The organism is Myxosarcina sp. GI1, assembly GCF_000756305.1.
Classification (GTDB): Bacteria; Cyanobacteriota; Cyanobacteriia; order Cyanobacteriales; family Xenococcaceae; genus Myxosarcina.
Map to the genome: position 1 here is coordinate 1 of NZ_JRFE01000022.1, position 16,888 is coordinate 16,888.

The following is a 16,888-nucleotide window of genomic DNA, read 5'->3' on the forward strand; positions in this document are numbered from 1 at the left end:
GAAACCGAAACTATTACCTTCAATGCCACCAAAGTTAACGGCAAAGTAGTTGCTCCTAAAAATTTATCTTTCAATGGCGGTAAATCTAACGGAACCATAAATACGCCTACTAACCCTAAACCTACTAACCCTAAACCTACTAACCCTAAGCCTACTAACCCTAACAATCAAAACGGTCGCGACCAATCTGGAGATGACCAACATCTCCAAGTAAAAGGAAGATTCCTCTACGATGCAAATGGCGATAAGGTGATCATGAGAGGAATTGAAAATGTCGTTCGATATGGTGAGTATCAAGGTTCGGGTGAATGGAATGACCCTTACGAAAATGGTTCGCTAATCGATGGCAATGGTGATAATGTTGCAGAACTTGCTAAGACTGGAGCTAACGCCACGCGCTTGATAGGCGGACGACCAAACGAGTTTAAGAATGCCCTTGAAGAGGCAATAGATAATAATCTTTGGGTTTCAATCGGACACGTCGATTTCAGAGACAAACAAGTCATGAAAACAATTAAGGACTACGAAGCTTACGTCACGCTTCATGCTCAGGGCGAAGTAGTTCATGAAGATGAAAACAAGTGGAGAAAAGATTCTATTAAAGCAATTAAGGAAATTAGAGCACTTGGATATAAAGCCCCAATTGAAATCACCGCTGGTTTTTATGGGCAAAGATTTGAAATGATTCTGAATCAAGGTAAGGCGATTTTAAATTCCGATCCTTTAAATAACGTAGTTTTCGTAACCCAAGCCTATTCAGAAATTGAGCTTAGGGGTGGAGTAACTAATACTCTTGATAAACTTCAGAACTTTCCCGCACCGATTTTAGTAGGAGCGTCTAACTTCGGTATAGGGCTAGAGAACGGCTATGGTAATAAACCCAATACTTACAAAAAAGTATGGGATGAAACTTATAAAAGAGATCTTGGCAGCTTTTATTGGGTTTGGTCAGATGCTGGATATGGTGATGTAGTTAGTTCCAACCGAAAATTTAGTGGTCTTACTTCCGTAGGTGACTATCTGGTAAACGATAGCCCTGCAAACTTAAGCTCTCATGCTCCAAAAACCGAATTTCTCTTAGATGCACAGCCACTAATGTAGAAATGTAGATGTAATCTAAACTCAAGAAAAGATACAGTACTGTAGTATCACAAGCGCGTCACTCTCGTGCTAAGTCGTTCGATCTAATTTAAAACGAACGACTCCGTCCAGATGGATGCCAGTGTTGCTCGACTAACTACAATATTTAACAATAAACTAATGTAAGTGGGATAAGAATTAAATTTCGTCCCACTTTATTTTTATATAAAATTTATAGCATTACGCGAATACGTTAGGACATTGAGCAAAAGCAGAATCAACACATTCTTTGATATTTTCAAAGTCATAAATTCTCTGTTTCATCCAAGTTTTGAGAATAGACCACCAACGCTTGATTTTATTCAGGTCAGGCGAGTATGGTGGTAAATACCAAATTTCACATTCTGCATCAATCGCTATTTCTTGAATGCTTTGACCTTTATCTTATTTTAGGTACTTGTGCCAAATAAATTTCTCGGTTGAGATTGGGAAAAGGTTAAAGGGCAAAGGGAAAAGGGAGACTAAAGTATGTAATTAAATTTGCCTTACTACTTATTTTTCGCTTCCCTTTGATTATGTCCTAATCTTTATACGTAAAGCTGTATCTTGATAACCAGTGTTATTATCCCTTCAATTGCTCGATAAATTACTGGTTGGTTACAACCTAAGTTCATTCCTAAAACTAATAGCTTTACGATAAAATTGCTTCAGCGATAAACCAATTACCTGCTAAATTAAATCTTCCCACAACAAAAATTTCTTTACCTTCCCAATAAGACTGTAATCGTTCATTTACTGTCGAATTTAAAGTAATTAACTGCCAGCGAGAAATATTATTTTGCGGTTCTTTTAAAGTAATAGCGTATTCTCCATCGCCTACATTATGAAAAGTACCTCGATAGTAATTGCCGTTAGCAGTAGTTTCGCTCGCGCAATTGGTAGGACAATTACCGTCAACGGGGTAATCTTGAGGACTATCCAGATAATATCGTTGCCAGTAAAGCCATTGGGGGTGTTCTGGCGGTAAGTTGTATAAAGGAACAACACCAGCAGGTGCATCTTTATCTGTTAGCAACGCTTCCTGTAATTTTCTAACTGATAGTTTTTGTGGCTGACAATTAGCTTCGATACATAATGCTGCTGCCATACCTGCTGCTTGTCCGATATTCATTACTACAGGCTGTAGACGAGTACTGCCATTGGCAATATGAGAGACAGAAATATTTTTTTCGCAGACAAGTAAACCTTCGGTAGACTCTGGAACTAAAGCTTCATAGGGAATAGTGAACGGCGTACCAGTCCATCTTCCACCCCAACGTATCGATTTGGGCTGCAAGGAAAAATCGAACCCAGGATAGTGATGATCGTTAGCATAATTACCAATAGCGACCGCGCTAACTTCTCCATTAGCATTTATGGGTAAGGGTGCGACACAGCCATTGGCTATAGGTAAAATATCATTTTCGGTAATAGTTGTTTTACCTTTTAATCTGCGACTTTCTCGATAGTAAGGGTGTAGGGCAAAAGCTGAATTTAATTGTGATTGAGGAAAAATATTTGTTGCCATACTATAGTTTGGCAACTGAGATTGAATATAAACGGCAAAGTCATAACTATGTTGATATGCTTCTGCTAAAAATTGCTTTGCTTCAGTCTCAGAAGCGATAAGGCGATTTAAATTTTCTCCATAATCATTACCTACGATCGGCCAATTAATCATATAGAGATTATTTTGCAGTTTGCCATAATTTAAAAAAGTTTCTGCACCATAACTAGCCCAGGCATCTCTAAAAGGCGATGAATCTTTTAAAGTATAAAAATTTTGAGAATTATTAGAATGTTGTAGCATAAATACCCAAGTTGGAGCTTGTACGGGATATTTAGCTGTTAGTTGGTTATGTGCTACGGGCGCGCTAGGTTCGTTAAATTCTGCCTGTAATTCCCAACCCCAACGATGGGGTATTTGAGCCAACGCCAGTAAATCGCCTAATTCCGTAGCGTCGATAATAACTTTGGCTGTAACGACAAAATCTTCAAACTCAACTTTAGTAATTTTATTACCCTGTTTTACTACTGCCAGTGGTTTATAGTTATAAATACAGTTAAGATTGGGTAATTCTCTTACCCAGTTGGCGAAAATCTTGGCACCTACCTGGGGATGATAGGTAAACAAACTGACCCAAGCATTATCCAATCCTCCAGACTGTTTTTTTTGTAACTCTCTTAAATATTTACCCCACAAACCAGTTTGCCAGGCTGCTAATTCATTGCCGTCAGGCGCACAGACACCCGCACTGGTAAGCATTCCTCCTAACCAGGAAAATTCACTAACTACAGTAGTTGCTACTCCCCGACGAGCAGCTTGAATGGCGGCTGCAACTCCTCCAGTACCACCACCAACGACTAAAACTTCGGTGCTAATTTGCTGCATCGAGTAATTAGTTGAACTTATTCTTCATTTTCAGCTTTTTCCTTCTCGGTGCGATCGCATTTAATTAATGCCAGATCGATTCTCGATTTATCTGGTTGAGTAATTACCGCTTTAATATTAGGACCGAAAAACTTCTCTATTTTTTCTTGCTTTTCTTGCCACTGTTCGAGAGATATAAATGGCGAATTGAACTGCATCAGTAAAGTATAAGCACCGTCTGTTTTAGTTTCTTGAATGCCAATTAATACTGGTCGATCTTCGTCAGTCGGACTCAAGCCGAGTCGTTCTAGAGATTCATCCAAATGTGCTTCTTGTCCGTAACGGTAGCGAGTTACATCTTTTCTCAACTGGGTTTGGGTTGCGGTTGCCTGTTCGCGCAGCGCAACAATTTCTGGTGGAGTTTCTTTGGTGTAGGGAATTGGTTTTAGTTCGGCAGCCTTAAGAGCAAAACCTCCTAATAACAAGGGAATACCGTAAAAGAATCCTGCTAAATTAAGTGTAGGTTTACCGACCGCATAAGCATAAAAACCGATCGTCGTTAAAATGCCACCTACGGTCAAACCAACAGCAGCTAAAGGTATTTTGCGAAACATAAGCTAGAAAATATTGTTTAAATTTGTCAATATTGTCTATTCTAGAGCTATGGGACACGTTAATTTAACTTAAAGCAAGATATGGATAAAGCTACTATTAAATCTAAAGTTGCCGAAATTGAAACCAAGCGCGAACTATTAGTCAACTTGTTAGAAGACCCTAGTATCGGTACTTTAAGAGTAGATGTCGATCAGGCACTAGAAGAATTAGATGAATTAGTTGAAGAATTTCACGAAACTTTTCCTGAAGAAAAAAATTCTAATGTTTAGCTTTGGTAGGCATGACTAAAGTTATCGCGATTAAAAGTAGCGGAGGCGCGTCTGGCGATCGCTATTCTAAACGCCAGTCAAGAATTGCTGGATCGAAATTCTTTTTGTTGTTTGTCGCTAGTTAATACTACAAAATCTTTTATTAGAGAGTAACATGAGTGTTATAGCAGTGGCTTTGACAGCAGGTTATGCCAAAGCTAGTTACTTTGCTACTGCTTTTAGAAATAAGATTTTGTCCTGGTGAATCACAACACATGATTTTGCCATTCTATTGGGCTTCGCTTGGCTGTAACTCTTCCAAAATTGTAAACCGTACGTGATTTAGAGCCAGTTCGCCGATGGAAACTTTTTCTTTGTCTACTGGCATTCCTTCACTAGTTAAAGTTTCAAAAGAAGTGTCTTTTGCCATTTCCGCATGATACCAAGCCAGTCCCATAAAAAAGCGGGTGGGATAAGGACCTCCTTCTAAGATGTCGTCGGGGTTAGACTCCATTGGTAGCCAGCCATAGTCGGGAAGATAAAACTCCATCCAAACGTGATTGTAATCAGGTTGAAGGGGATTATGTTTATTGTTGGGATGGGGAGGGCATTTATAACGTCCTACAGTACGACAGGCAATACCATTGAGACGACACAAAGCTAAAAGTAAACCTAAATATTCGCCACAAGAACCGACACCCCGTCTGAGGACAATATCGGGCGTATCGATGTGAGGTTTAATGCCGTAGGTTAGTTTGTCATAAACATAGTTGCGAATACTGTAGACTTTTCGCAATAGATTGGTTTCTCTGCTTACGGCATCATTAGCAGCGCGTTGAATTATTTCGCTGTTCATAGCCAAATTATCGTTATCGACTAAATATTTGGCGGCAAATTCTTCGGAAAGTTCACTCAGGTTTTCACAGTCGCGGGGTTTAATTTGATATTTAATACTCCAGACTTCGATAATTGCCCTCCAACCAAAAACGTGACGTTCTTCCGAATTTAATTTATCGAATTTAAAAACGGCGATTCTCTGTCCATCTTTGACTTCTTCGGTAAAGGGGATTCCGATCGCTTCTACCTCTCTAATCTTTTGACGGTCGGTTTCAGCAGGTAGAGCGATGCGCCATTCTAAATCTTTTAACTCTACAGGATCGAGAGGCGAAATTTCTTCGGCGTAGGACATTTCGATCGCATAGCCATTAGAAAGGGCATATTTCTGGTCTGGATAGTAGCAAAAGTGTAGGGGATGGATAAAAGTGCGATCGCGATACTGTAATTCGTAGTTGGGTTCGGCGTTAGGATTATCGCGGATATAAACTTCGCGGTCGGCATAAGCGACATACAGGGTTTCTTTGCCGTCAGAATTAGGAGCAAAAGCCAGTCCCGTAGGCGACTCAAAGGGAGTCAGGACGCTAAAAATAGTCTCTCCCGTAGCGCGATCGAGACAGTAGACGGTTTGTTCGAGCGTATCACTGAGCCAAATATGTTCTTCGGTGACGGTAATGTTTTCCAAACCAATCCCAGGGGTGTAAAAATGGGTGATTTTGCTGGCGCGATCGCGACTGTAAATAAGAATTTGCCCCAATCTTTGACTGGTAATATAAATGGTAGATTGCCAAACGGCGATCCCATCAGCATCGCTATCGAGGCGGACAAATACCTCTGGTTTGAGTATGTCGTCATCGAGAGAACAATAATAAACGCTTTCGCGATTGGTAAACCAAAGACGATCTTCAGCGATCGCCAAACCCGTGGCACCTAAAAAATCCGACCAGTTATGAGAGTTGACAATAACGGTATTATCTGTAGCGGGGTCGATCTTTAATAAATAGCCGTTTCTCGAATCGATCGCCCACAAATAACCTTGATAAAAGACAATACCGTAAATCGAACTTGCCGCGATCGGTCTAATAGTTTTGGAGGTGCTGACAGAAGTGACTATTTTAGAGATGGTCATTGGTTAGTAGTTGTTTGATATTTAAGTTTTATAGCAGGTTTCGCGTAAAATAGAGTCGATCGAATCAGGCTTGAGTTATTAAGACTTTACTAAATTTAAAATTTCACCTTGCCCTCGGTCAAAACCGCTATACTTCATAAGCTTTAGGCTCTAATCTTTTAGAAATATGTTTCCTAAAACTGAGGAGTTTCAAACATAATATTTCAGAACAGGCTTGACATAAAGCCCAAAGCCTCGTCCTTGCAAAACTATAGAAACTGGAGTTGGCTCGCCATTAAGCTTTGTTGTTCTCCAAGGTCAATTAACTAAGGAGATGTACATAATAGTAGCAACAACTAGATCGGTAAATTCGATCTATCAATACTTATTGCTTGAATTGTTAATTTTCAAGTTTGACAATTTATAGCTGTATGAGTTTAATCTTCAAATACAAGTTTTCAACTAGCATTTCTTATCATAAATTTTCCCGTGAACCCATCAGATCGCTCTAATTCTTTGCCCGCTATCCAACATCCCTGGCATACGCTACCTGTTGCTAATACCCTCGAATTACTCAATAGTAATATTGAAAACGGACTAACTTCGGCTCAAGTAGAAAGACGACTAAAACACTACGGCAAAAATGAAATTGAAGAATCCGCAGGACATAGCAACTGGGAAATTTTACTCGATCAGTTCAAAGACATCATGTTATTGATGCTGATTGCGGTGGCAGTCATTTCGGGAATTCTCGATTTAGTCAAGTTGAAAGAGGGAGGTAATACGTCTGGAGAACTACCCTTCAAAGATACGATCGCCATTATGTCTATTGTTATTCTCAATGGAGTTTTAGGTTATCTACAGGAAAGCCGCGCTGAAAAAGCCCTGGCTGCTCTGAAAAATATGACTTCCCCTTTGGTAGAAGTGCTGCGTAATGGCAAGAAAGTTGAGGTAGATGCCCCCAACCTCGTACCTGGAGATATTATTTTCCTCGAAGCTGGCGATCGCTTGTGTGCTGACGGACAGATATTAGAGGCGGCAAACCTGCAAATTCAAGAATCGGCTTTAACGGGAGAAGCACACGCCGTAACCAAACGCTGCCAAGAAGGTTTGAACGAAGATACTTTAATTGGCGATCGCGTCAATATGGTTTTTGCTGGTACGGAGGTATTACAAGGCAGAGCCAAAGTAATCGTCACTAAAACGGGTATGGCTACCGAGTTGGGTAAAATAGCTCAGATGTTGCAGTCGGTAGAACAGGAAGATACGCCTTTGCAGCAAAGAATGAATCAGTTGGGACAGGTGTTAGTAACTGGTTCGATGATTTTGGTAGCAATTGTCATTATTATTGGCGTAATTGCTGGCGGTTGGGATGCCCTGCAAGATTTAGTCGAAGTTTCTCTATCGATGGCGGTGGCAGTAGTACCCGAAGGTTTGCCCGCCGTTATTACCGTTACTCTGGCATTAGGAACCCAACGAATGGTCAAACGCCACGCCCTGATTCGCAAGCTACCTGCGGTTGAAACTTTGGGTTCTGTCGATACTATTTGTTCCGATAAAACGGGAACTCTAACACAAAACAAGATGGTAGTGCAGCAGGTAGAATGTGTAGCGGGTTCTTGGATAGTTACAGGAGAGGGATATCAGCCATCTGGACAATTTAAAACCAATAGCAATTTAGCAATCGAACCTGCTAACCATTCCGAATTAGAAATTTTATTGCTTGCCAGCATACTATGTAACGATGCTACTCTGGCGCAAAATGATAAACAAGAATGGCAGATTATCGGCGATCCTACCGAAGGAGCATTATTATCTTTAGCTGGTAAAGCAGGTTTCGACCAACCTACACTTAACAGCAAAATCCGCAGAGTTACCGAGTTTCCCTTTTCCTCAGAACGCAAACGGATGAGCGTTGTTTGTAATCTAGGAGCATATCGGGATAAATCGATTGCGGGAATAGAAAGTTACGAGTTAATTTTGTTTGCTAAAGGTTCGCCAGAATTAATTTTAGAAAGGTGCAGTTTTTGGCAACAGGGCGATCGCATCTTACCTTTAACCGACACAGAACGCGATCGCATTATGGCAACCAATGACCGTATGGCAGCTAACGCTTTAAGGATTTTGGCATTGGCATACAAACCCCTGGCGGAAGTTCCCTCAGAAGCTGCTGCCGAAGCTACCGAGAGCAACCTAATTTGGTTGGGATTAGTGGGCATGATGGATGCACCGCGCACTGAAGTTAAAGATGCAGTGGCAGAATGTCTGCAAGCGGGCATTCGCCCAATAATGATTACGGGGGATCATCAGCTAACTGCTAAGGCGATCGCCCAAAGTTTGGGCATTGCCACTCAGAGCGATCGCGTACTCAATGGACAACAGCTAGAACAACTTTCGCAAGCAGATTTAGAACGGGAAGTAGCAGAAGTAAGTATTTACGCCCGTGTTTCTCCCGAACATAAGTTACGCATTGTGCAGGCATTACAAAAACAGGGTAAATTCGTGGCGATGACTGGAGATGGAGTCAACGATGCGCCAGCCCTCAAACAAGCCGATATCGGTATTGCTATGGGCATTACAGGGACGGACGTAAGTAAAGAAGCCAGCGATATGGTGTTGCTCGATGACAATTTTGCTACTATCGTTGCCGCTACCGAAGAAGGCAGAGTAGTCTATAGCAACATTCGCCGCTTTATTAAATATATTCTGGGAAGTAATATTGGAGAAGTAATCGTGATTGCTACCGCACCAATAATCGGACTTTCCGATGTTCCCCTAACTCCGTTACAAATTCTCTGGATGAACTTAGTTACCGATGGTTTACCAGCTTTGGCTTTAGCGGTCGAACCTCCCGAACCTAACATTATGAATCGTCCTCCGTTAAATCCCCAAGAAAGTATTTTTGCTAGAGGTTTGGGTCTTTACATCATTCGCATCGGTATTATTTTTTCTATTATTACCATTACTCTTATGGTTTCGGCTTATGAAGCTTTTCCCGACACCTGGCGTACGATGGTATTTACTACCCTGTGTATCGCTCAAATGGGACACGCTCTAGCGGTGCGATCGCACGAACGTTTGACTTTAGAAATTAATCCTTTTTCCAATCCTTACTTACTCGTTTCGGTTGCAGTTACTACTGTTTTACAGCTAATGCTAATTTACGTACCGCCATTACGCAGTTTCTTCGGAACGCAAGTGTTAACGGGAGGGCAATTATTAATTTGCCTGGGTTTTAGTATGCTAATGTTTGTTTGGGTGGAACTAGAAAAGTTATTTATTCGTTTTTTCATTAAAAGATAAGATAAGTAGCGTAACAATAATGTACTTACGTAATGCTAACAATAGCTACAAATCTTTCGTAAATTACGCGATCGCGTAATTCAGTGGCAATCAGAAACACCTCTAAGCGATCGCAATCGTTGGCGTTCGATAAATGTACAAATCACTTGGTACTCCAATTGACTCAGTTGCCAAAAGTGTCCGTAATATAAGAAAATACGCTTTCCCTATTGTCTTTAGAAGATACTAACAAAGTTGAAGCTTACTTTGATTATCTAATTGAAGCTCTTTCATAGATAATAAAGACAATCTTCAAGCGATCGTCTCAAATAGCTAGCGATCGCTGCAAAACTTACCAAACATATCATTTTAAAAATTATTATGTCTTCTTTAAATAGAGGTATGCTTGTAACTATTATCTGCGAAGCGGTTTTGCAAGACCGTTTAATTAAGTTACTACAAACGTTAGCTGTTTCTGGATATACGATTATTCCCGCACAGGGTGCGGGTGGACATGGCAGACGCATGGGAGATATGGCTGGTTACAACACCAATATTGAAGTCAAAACTATCGTCACATCTGAAACATCCGACCAGTTACTTGAAGAGCTAAAGCATTTTCCGCAAAATCACGCTTTGATTGCCTATAGACAACAGGTAGAAGGTTTATTTGATTAGAAATATGTATGAAAATTCAAGCGTTAAATATCAGAACTGGCGATAAGCAAGCGCGGCATGGCTTTGCTACGCATTATTGTTTATTTTAAGAATAAAATGCAGGTATGCACGATAAAACGCATTTTTACTTTTGAAAGCAGCAACATCTAACTATCGGTGTTTTTAGGGAAACATTTACAGTATAAAAAACTACAGATAAATTTTGTATGTTCGAGGTCTATTGCTGAGGTGTTTTTTCTACGGCAAAGCTTCTTTAATAAGCTCGGAAGTTGAGCGGTCGGTAATTGTCACCGCACCTATTTTAGTTGGCAAAATAAAGCGTACTTTTCCTGCTTTAACTTTTTTGTCGCTTTTTATCGTTTCGAGTATGTCATCAATCTTTAGCTGTGAGGGAATATCTAAAGGTAAACCTGCTTTGGCAATTAATTTATCCTGTCGTGCGGCTTCAGCTTTTGTCCATAGTCCCATACGAACGGCAATTTTTCCTGCTGCTACCATGCCTATTGCCACCGCTTCACCGTGAACGAACTGTTGATAGTTAGTCAAACTTTCTACAGCATGACCGATAGTGTGACCGTAGTTTAAAATTGCTCGCAAACCTGCTTCTTTTTCGTCTTGGCTGACAACATCAGCTTTAGCCTGACAAGAACGAACTAAAATTGTTTGCAAAAATTCTGGAGCGATCGCGCTAAAGTTATCTATATGCTCGGCTTGTTCTAGTTTGGTAAATAAATCTTCATCCCAGATAACGCCATACTTAATAACCTCGGCAATTCCCGCCCTAAACTCTTTTTCTGGTAGAGTTTTTAAAACATCGGGATCGATTGCCACCAGTTTGGGTTGATAAAAAGCACCAATAAGATTTTTGCCTTGAGGATGATTGACACCCGTTTTTCCGCCGACAGAAGCATCCACCATTGCCAGCAAAGTGGTTGGTACCTGTACGAAGTTAACACCTCTCAACCAGGTTGCTGCTGCAAATCCTGTCATGTCGCCAATTACCCCTCCTCCTAAAGCAACTAAAGTAGAAGAACGTTCGATACGGTTGGTTAGGGCGGTATCGTATATTTGTTCTATAGAGCGGAGATTTTTATATTGTTCTCCCGCAGGTATTAAATGAGTAAAAGTTTCAAAACCATTATTCTGTAGGGAGTTGATACAAGTATCGCCATAGTAGTCAAATATTTCTGGGTTGGAAACAACTAAAACTTTTTTACCTACACCAAGCTTTTGCATTTGCTTGCCTAACTGGTTGAGACTACCAGAAGCAATATCAATCTGATAGGAAGTTTGAGGAAGGCTGACGGTTATAGTAGGCATGACTTGCTTTTTTAAAAATTAGTTATTCATTATTATATTTTTTCGCTGGCTCTGAGACATCGAGTAAAAATAGATTTTAGCTGCTAATAACTTTAATTTGACCGATACTTGCTTTTTGATTGCTACAATTGTCGATCTATAGTGGGCACAAAATTCTTAGGTAGTTTACAATCGCGATTATTATCTGCTATTTCTAATTCTTTACGTACTATTTAGGTTTAGGTTAGTCTACTATTCAAGCAACTGTCTTTGGTGCATTCCGATCTTCTGGAGGAAATTGAAATATCGTGTCGTCTAAAACTATTAGACAGAAATCAAAATCAATTGGCAAAGGTGCGATCGCTCTAAATTTTTTATCTGGAGTCGCTCAAGCTACAGGCGGTACCGTACTGGGAATTACCATGATTACTAGCTCGGTTGTTGCCGGAGGTTTAGTCGGTTTGGCATTTAGCTTCCGCAACCTTCCCGACGTAAGAGTATTGCGTAATTACGTTCCCTCAGAAACTAGCTATATTTACGATATCAAAGGTAGACTGCTTACGAGGCTTCATGGCGAAGCTAACCGAGAAATTGCGCCACTAGAAGGAATTTCTCCCGATCTAAAAAGAGCGGTACTGGCAATTGAAGACAGTAGTTTTTATCGGCATCCAGGAATCAATCCATACAGTATTGGTCGTGCAGCTTTAGTAAACTTTCAAAGTCGCGGCGTATCTGAGGGAGCTTCTACGATTACCATGCAGCTAGTTAAAAATTTGTTCTTGACTAGCGAGCGCACTTTTAGCCGCAAGCTGGCAGAAGCAGTTTTGGCAATAAGGGTAGAACAGGTTTTTACTAAAGACGAAATTTTAGAAATGTATCTCAATAACATTTATTGGGGTCATAATAACTACGGCATACAAACCGCAGCCGAAACCTATTTTAATAAAAGTGCTTCAGAATTAAGCCTATCAGAAGCAGCAGTATTGGCTGGATTAATTCAGGCACCACAGCAGTACAGTCCTTTTCTTAACTATGCCGAAACCAAACAAAGACAAGCCGTAGTATTGCAGCGAATGCAAACTCTCGGCTGGATTACGCCCGAACAGGCCGATCTCGCTCTAAAAGAACCTTTATTAGTCGGAAAACCAACGGCGTGGGGTAAAAGCAAACTACCTTTTATTACCGAAGCAGTAGTTAGAGAACTAGAAGAACGTTTTGGTAGAGATAAAGTTCTGCAAGGCGGTATTAGGGTTCAAACCACTATCGATCTTAACTTTCAAAAAATGGCGGAACAAAGCGTCAAAGACAGTCATCGGCTACTGCAAAGCTGGGGCTTGCGAGCCGATCAAATTGCTCTTGCCGCAGTCGATCCCCGAACTCACTTTGTCAAAGCTTTAGTGGGTGGCACCAATTACGATGAAAGTCAGTTCAATCGAGCGGTACAGTCTCGCAGACAGCCTGGTTCTTCTTTTAAACCTTTTGTTTTCTATACTGCATTGGCAAGTGGTAAGTATACTCCTAGCACCACTATTACCGATGCTCCCGTTACCTATCGCGTTCCTGGCGGTTATTACGAACCGCAAAATTATGGCGGAAAGGGAGATTTTAAAGGGGCAATGTCTATTTCGACAGCCTTAATTCAGTCGCGTAACGTGCCTGCGGTAAAACTAGGTAAAGCAGTAGGCTTAGAAAAAGTAATTGAAATTTGTCGGGCTTTAGGAATTGAAAGTCCTTTACAGCCAGTAATTTCTTTGCCTTTAGGTTCGATAGGCGTAACTCCTTTAGAAATGGCTGGCGCTTTTGCTACTTTTGCTAGTAATGGTTGGCATTCTAAGCCAACTTCAATTGTTCGAGTAACAGATAGTAAAGGCAATATTCTGTTAGACAATCGACCAGAACCGCAACGTATTTTAGATCCCTGGGCAACTGCTAGTCTTACTACCATGTTACAGGGAGTAATTAATGAAGGTACTGGTAGAAAAGCTAGTATTGGTCGCCCCGCAGCAGGTAAAACTGGAACCACTTCCTCAGAACGCGATGTTTGGTTTGTAGGCTATGTACCCCAGTTAGCAACAGCAGTTTGGGTGGGAAATGATGATTATCGAAGTATGGGTAAGGGAATTACTGGAGGCGATTTTGCCGCACCAGTTTGGCGTTCTTTTATGTTAAAAGCTTTAGAAAACGAACCAGTCAAGCAGTTTCCTGCGGCCTCTAAATATCCTCGTCCTTAGTTTTATATCAGTTTGATTTTTAACTAATACACATCATTTATTTATTATTTATTCTAGTTCTTAGCTTTTAGCTTGTGGCTCGATTAAAAATAGTCTGAATCTACTTTTAATATAGTTTTTGTTTACTATACAATTCAAATAGTTTCTATCGATTTAACAATCAACAGGAAGCAATAAACAATGAGGAAATATTAACGAGTAATATATCAATTGTACGATGTTAAATGATAATTGTTTGTCTAGCGGACACTGACAGTAATCTAGCCGATCGCCAAGATTGATTATAAATTTTTTCGCTTGAACTTAGGGTTCAATTTCCGATTTCATTCTTTTGAGAGTCATTTCCATGCGATCGAACATTTGCTGGGGAGTAATGCCAAACTGGTCGAGTTGAGTTTTTAACTGCTGAACCGTCATCTGCGCCATAAAGTCTTCAGAAAGCTCGAAACGCTTCATAAAAATACGGTAGCGTTCCATTAACTGTTCCATACGTTCGATATATAGCTTTTTACCTTCGCGATCGAACTTGCCGTATTCCCCACCTAGCTGCATTAAAGATTGATAGTCTTCAAACAACTGTTTGGCTTCTTGCTGAACTACTTGAGAATCAAAAAATCCCATAATTGCTATCTCGATTTTGTCAATTATTATTAAAAATTTGACCTTAAATTAATTTATATTTATCTTTATTCTAATATTAAAACAGCAGAAAACCCGAATGAAATACGGTTTTCCACATACTAATGACTAGATAAAATAGCTCTATAACCTTACCAACGAGGAAAACTAGCAATTAAAGCTTCAGCTTCAGCTTTACACAGAGGTGGAGAGAAAAAGAAGCCCTGTCCATATTCGCATTCAAGTAATTTCAGTTGGGCTAGTTGAGCGGAAGTCTCTATACCTTCGGCGATAACGTCCATATTTAAAATGTGAGCTAAAGTGACAATCGCTTCGACAATTGCCGAATTTTCGCGATTAGACTGCATTCGAGCGATAAAAGAGCGGTCTATTTTAATAGTATCGACGGGAAAACGATGCAAATAGCTTAGAGATGAATAACCAGTACCAAAATCGTCAATACTAAACCTGATTTGTTTTGCTTTTAATTGCAAAATCTTTTTAGTAACGGCTTCTAAATTATCAATTAAAATGCTTTCAGTAATTTCTAACTTGAGATGTTTGCCCTCTAATCCAGTTTCAGTCAGAGTGCGCTCGATAGTTTTAACTAAATGAGGTTGGCTAAATTGTTTACCAGAAAGATTAATGCTGATATTGAGAGCTAAATCTTGATGTTCTACTTGGGGATATTTAGTTTGCCAATTCCGTAGTTGTTGACAGGCTTCTTTGAGTAGCCAAGTTCCCAAAGGAACGATCGCTCCCGTTTCTTCAGCAAGAGGAATAAAGTTTACAGGTGAAATATAACCCTGGCTGGGATGCCGCCATCTAGCTAAAGCTTCAAAACCTGTAAGAACACCCAATTTTAGACTGACAATTGGTTGATAGTAAACCTCAAATTCTTGGCGTTCTACCGCCCGTCTTAGATCGGTTTCTAACTGTAGTTGAGAACAGGCGCGATCGCGCAGCGAGCGATCGAAAACTTCGTAGCGAGCCTTGCCTTGATGTTTGGCACTGTACATAGTTAGATCGGCATCGCGCAAAATATCTTCGGGTTTTTGGTAATCTGAAGTAGAAAGGGCAATACCAATACTAGCAGTAGTGAATAGTTCGTAATTGCCAACTTTAAAGGGATAAGCTAGAGTTCGATCGATGCTGCGAGCCACTAAAGTAGCATCTTCAATTCCCCGTATATTTTCGAGTAAAATTGTAAACTCATCTCCGCCGAGGCGTGCTACCGTATCGGTAGGAGCGATCGATTTTTCAAGTCTTTTGGCAATCTGAATCAGTAATTTATCACCTATTAGATGTCCCGCACTATCGTTAACTACTTTAAAACGATCTAAGTCGAGAAATAAAACGGCAAATATATAGTTTTCAGAATTCTGGGCTTTTTTTAGCTGTTGGGCGAGACGATCCATGAACAAAGCACGATTGGGCAATCCTGTCAGAGTATCGTGTAGAGCATCGTGAAGTAACTGCTGCTCCATTTTTTTGCGATCGCTAATATCGACAATTTGATTGTTAAAATGAAGCACGTCGCCCATCGAGTCGCACATGATTACTATTTTTAGCAGGGCATACATCACTCGTCCGTCTTTGGTAAGATAGCGGGTTTCAATCTGAAGATTAGAGTCTCGTTCGGCAATCAGCTTTTGTTGCAATTCACGCTGTAATTTCCAATCTTCTGGATGGGCAATTTTAGTTAAAGAAAGCTGTAGTAATTCTGTTGAAGAATAGCCTAAAGCCAAACATAAAGACTTATTAACACGTTTAAATTTGCCGTCGAGGTCGGTAATTGCCATGCCAATAGGAGCCATTTCAAAAGTCAGGCGAAATTGTTCCTCACTCTTTCTCATTGCTGCTTCGGCTTCGTGACGTTGAGTAATATCTTCAGCAATACCGACAAAGCGACTGACTTTTCCCAAGACATCGCGGACGGGAAAAGCACGTACCCTAACCCAACGGATAGTATTATCTGGTCTGACGATACGATACTGCTCTTCAAATTCATCGCCCGTCCTAAATTGTGTTTCAACTGTCGCCAGAGCATTTAAAATATCATCTTGATGAATTGCCATCAACCAGGATTGTGGATCTTCATACAAACTTTGGCGACTTCTACCCCAAATCTTTTCGTAGGCGGGAGAAATATAGAGTATTTCGTCAGTTTGGGCTGAAATAACAAAAAAAACTTCCCTTACGTTTTCGGCAATCTCTCTAAATCTTTCTTCTCTTTCTTCTAGTTCCCTTAGCTCTTGTTTTAGCTGTTGATTTTCTTGTAATACTTCTTGTATGCGTCTTAAAAGTGAAGACAGCAGTTCTGATGAAATCTCAGAACCATTAGCTTGATGAGATGAAGCAAGATTTGAGAAAACATCGAGGGTTTCAGTCTTAGGGGCATTTCGCTGGGATACAGACTCCTGTTCTCGATTGGACATTCGATTTATGCTAATTATGGCGGCATCCGTCTAAATCTATACTTCCC

11 protein-coding genes and 1 pseudogene are annotated in these 16,888 nt (G+C 40.4%); 5 read left to right on the forward strand and 7 right to left on the reverse strand.

The features are described from left to right. Positions 1–1,101, forward strand: a 1,101-nt coding sequence (locus KV40_RS35755) for a hypothetical protein (protein ID WP_036483289.1), incomplete at its 5' end; no start/stop codon positions are given. Between the two features lie 219 nt (positions 1,102–1,320). Here the strand turns inward: KV40_RS35755 and KV40_RS37325 are convergent. The 3 genes and pseudogenes from KV40_RS37325 to KV40_RS15450 form a co-directional block, all read right to left on the reverse strand. Next, positions 1,321–1,521 (reverse strand): annotated as a pseudogene (locus tag KV40_RS37325) (transposase); the annotation flags it as partial. 250 nt (positions 1,522–1,771) lie between these two features. Next, positions 1,772–3,511: an FAD-dependent oxidoreductase gene (locus KV40_RS15445; RefSeq protein WP_036483291.1), complete on the reverse strand. Its 1,740-nt coding sequence runs from the start codon at positions 3,509–3,511 to the stop codon at positions 1,772–1,774. A gap of 17 nt (positions 3,512–3,528) precedes the next feature. After that, positions 3,529–4,104: a DUF2854 domain-containing protein gene (locus KV40_RS15450; RefSeq protein WP_036483293.1), complete on the reverse strand. Its 576-nt coding sequence runs from the start codon at positions 4,102–4,104 to the stop codon at positions 3,529–3,531. 81 nt (positions 4,105–4,185) lie between these two features. Here KV40_RS15450 and KV40_RS15455 point away from each other — a divergent pair, with 81 nt between their 5' ends. Then, positions 4,186–4,374, forward strand: coding sequence for a hypothetical protein (locus tag KV40_RS15455; protein WP_036483294.1), 189 nt, complete (start codon positions 4,186–4,188; stop codon positions 4,372–4,374). A 268-nt stretch (positions 4,375–4,642) separates the two neighbouring features. Here KV40_RS15455 and KV40_RS15460 read toward each other — a convergent pair whose 3' ends face one another. Next, a complete protein-coding gene (locus tag KV40_RS15460; RefSeq protein WP_036483296.1) occupies positions 4,643–6,316 on the reverse strand; it encodes a transglutaminase domain-containing protein in 1,674 nt (557 codons plus the stop codon). A gap of 468 nt (positions 6,317–6,784) precedes the next feature. On the opposite strand from KV40_RS15460, the gene KV40_RS15465 reads away from it, so the two are divergent. Together KV40_RS15465 and KV40_RS15470 are read left to right on the forward strand one after the other, a co-directional pair. Next, positions 6,785–9,598 (forward strand): cation-translocating P-type ATPase, encoded by a 2,814-nt coding sequence (locus KV40_RS15465; protein ID WP_036483298.1) that lies wholly within the window; start codon positions 6,785–6,787, stop codon positions 9,596–9,598. Positions 9,599–9,958: 360 nt separating this feature from the next. Next, positions 9,959–10,255 carry a DUF3240 family protein gene (locus KV40_RS15470; RefSeq protein WP_253274276.1) on the forward strand — a complete coding sequence of 99 codons (297 nt, stop codon included), beginning with the start codon at positions 9,959–9,961 and terminating at the stop codon, positions 10,253–10,255. A 237-nt stretch (positions 10,256–10,492) separates the two neighbouring features. Here the strand turns inward: KV40_RS15470 and aroB are convergent, their stop codons facing one another. After that, positions 10,493–11,575 (reverse strand): 3-dehydroquinate synthase, encoded by a 1,083-nt coding sequence (gene aroB, locus KV40_RS15475; RefSeq protein ID WP_036483303.1) that lies wholly within the window; start codon positions 11,573–11,575, stop codon positions 10,493–10,495. A 287-nt stretch (positions 11,576–11,862) separates the two neighbouring features. Between aroB and KV40_RS15480 the strand changes: the two genes are divergently transcribed. Beyond that, a complete protein-coding gene (locus tag KV40_RS15480; protein ID WP_036483306.1) occupies positions 11,863–13,785 on the forward strand; it encodes a transglycosylase domain-containing protein in 1,923 nt (640 codons plus the stop codon). Between the two features lie 303 nt (positions 13,786–14,088). On the opposite strand, the gene KV40_RS15485 is transcribed toward KV40_RS15480, so the two are convergent. Beyond that, the gene (locus tag KV40_RS15485) at positions 14,089–14,406 is read right to left on the reverse strand and encodes a DUF1825 family protein (RefSeq protein WP_036483309.1); all 318 of its coding nucleotides are present in this window, start codon (positions 14,404–14,406) and stop codon (positions 14,089–14,091) included. 149 nt (positions 14,407–14,555) lie between these two features. Then, the gene (locus KV40_RS15490) at positions 14,556–16,841 is read right to left on the reverse strand and encodes an EAL domain-containing protein (RefSeq protein WP_081942871.1); all 2,286 of its coding nucleotides are present in this window, start codon (positions 16,839–16,841) and stop codon (positions 14,556–14,558) included. Positions 16,842–16,888: the final 47 nt, after the last annotated feature.

What these genes read in the sequence shown, in the direction of transcription:
- KV40_RS15445 (WP_036483291.1), bottom strand. Translation starts at nt 3,511, where the DNA reads ATGCAGCAAATTAGCACCGAAGTTTTAGTCGTTGGTGGTGGTACTGGA.
- KV40_RS15450 (WP_036483293.1), bottom strand. Translation starts at nt 4,104, where the DNA reads ATGTTTCGCAAAATACCTTTAGCTGCTGTTGGTTTGACCGTAGGTGGC.
- KV40_RS15455 (WP_036483294.1), top strand. Translation starts at nt 4,186, where the DNA reads ATGGATAAAGCTACTATTAAATCTAAAGTTGCCGAAATTGAAACCAAG.
- KV40_RS15460 (WP_036483296.1), bottom strand. Translation starts at nt 6,316, where the DNA reads ATGACCATCTCTAAAATAGTCACTTCTGTCAGCACCTCCAAAACTATT.
- KV40_RS15470 (WP_253274276.1), top strand. Translation starts at nt 9,959, where the DNA reads ATGTCTTCTTTAAATAGAGGTATGCTTGTAACTATTATCTGCGAAGCG.
- aroB (WP_036483303.1), bottom strand. Translation starts at nt 11,575, where the DNA reads ATGCCTACTATAACCGTCAGCCTTCCTCAAACTTCCTATCAGATTGAT.
- KV40_RS15485 (WP_036483309.1), bottom strand. Translation starts at nt 14,406, where the DNA reads ATGGGATTTTTTGATTCTCAAGTAGTTCAGCAAGAAGCCAAACAGTTG.
- KV40_RS15490 (WP_081942871.1), bottom strand. Translation starts at nt 16,841, where the DNA reads ATGTCCAATCGAGAACAGGAGTCTGTATCCCAGCGAAATGCCCCTAAG.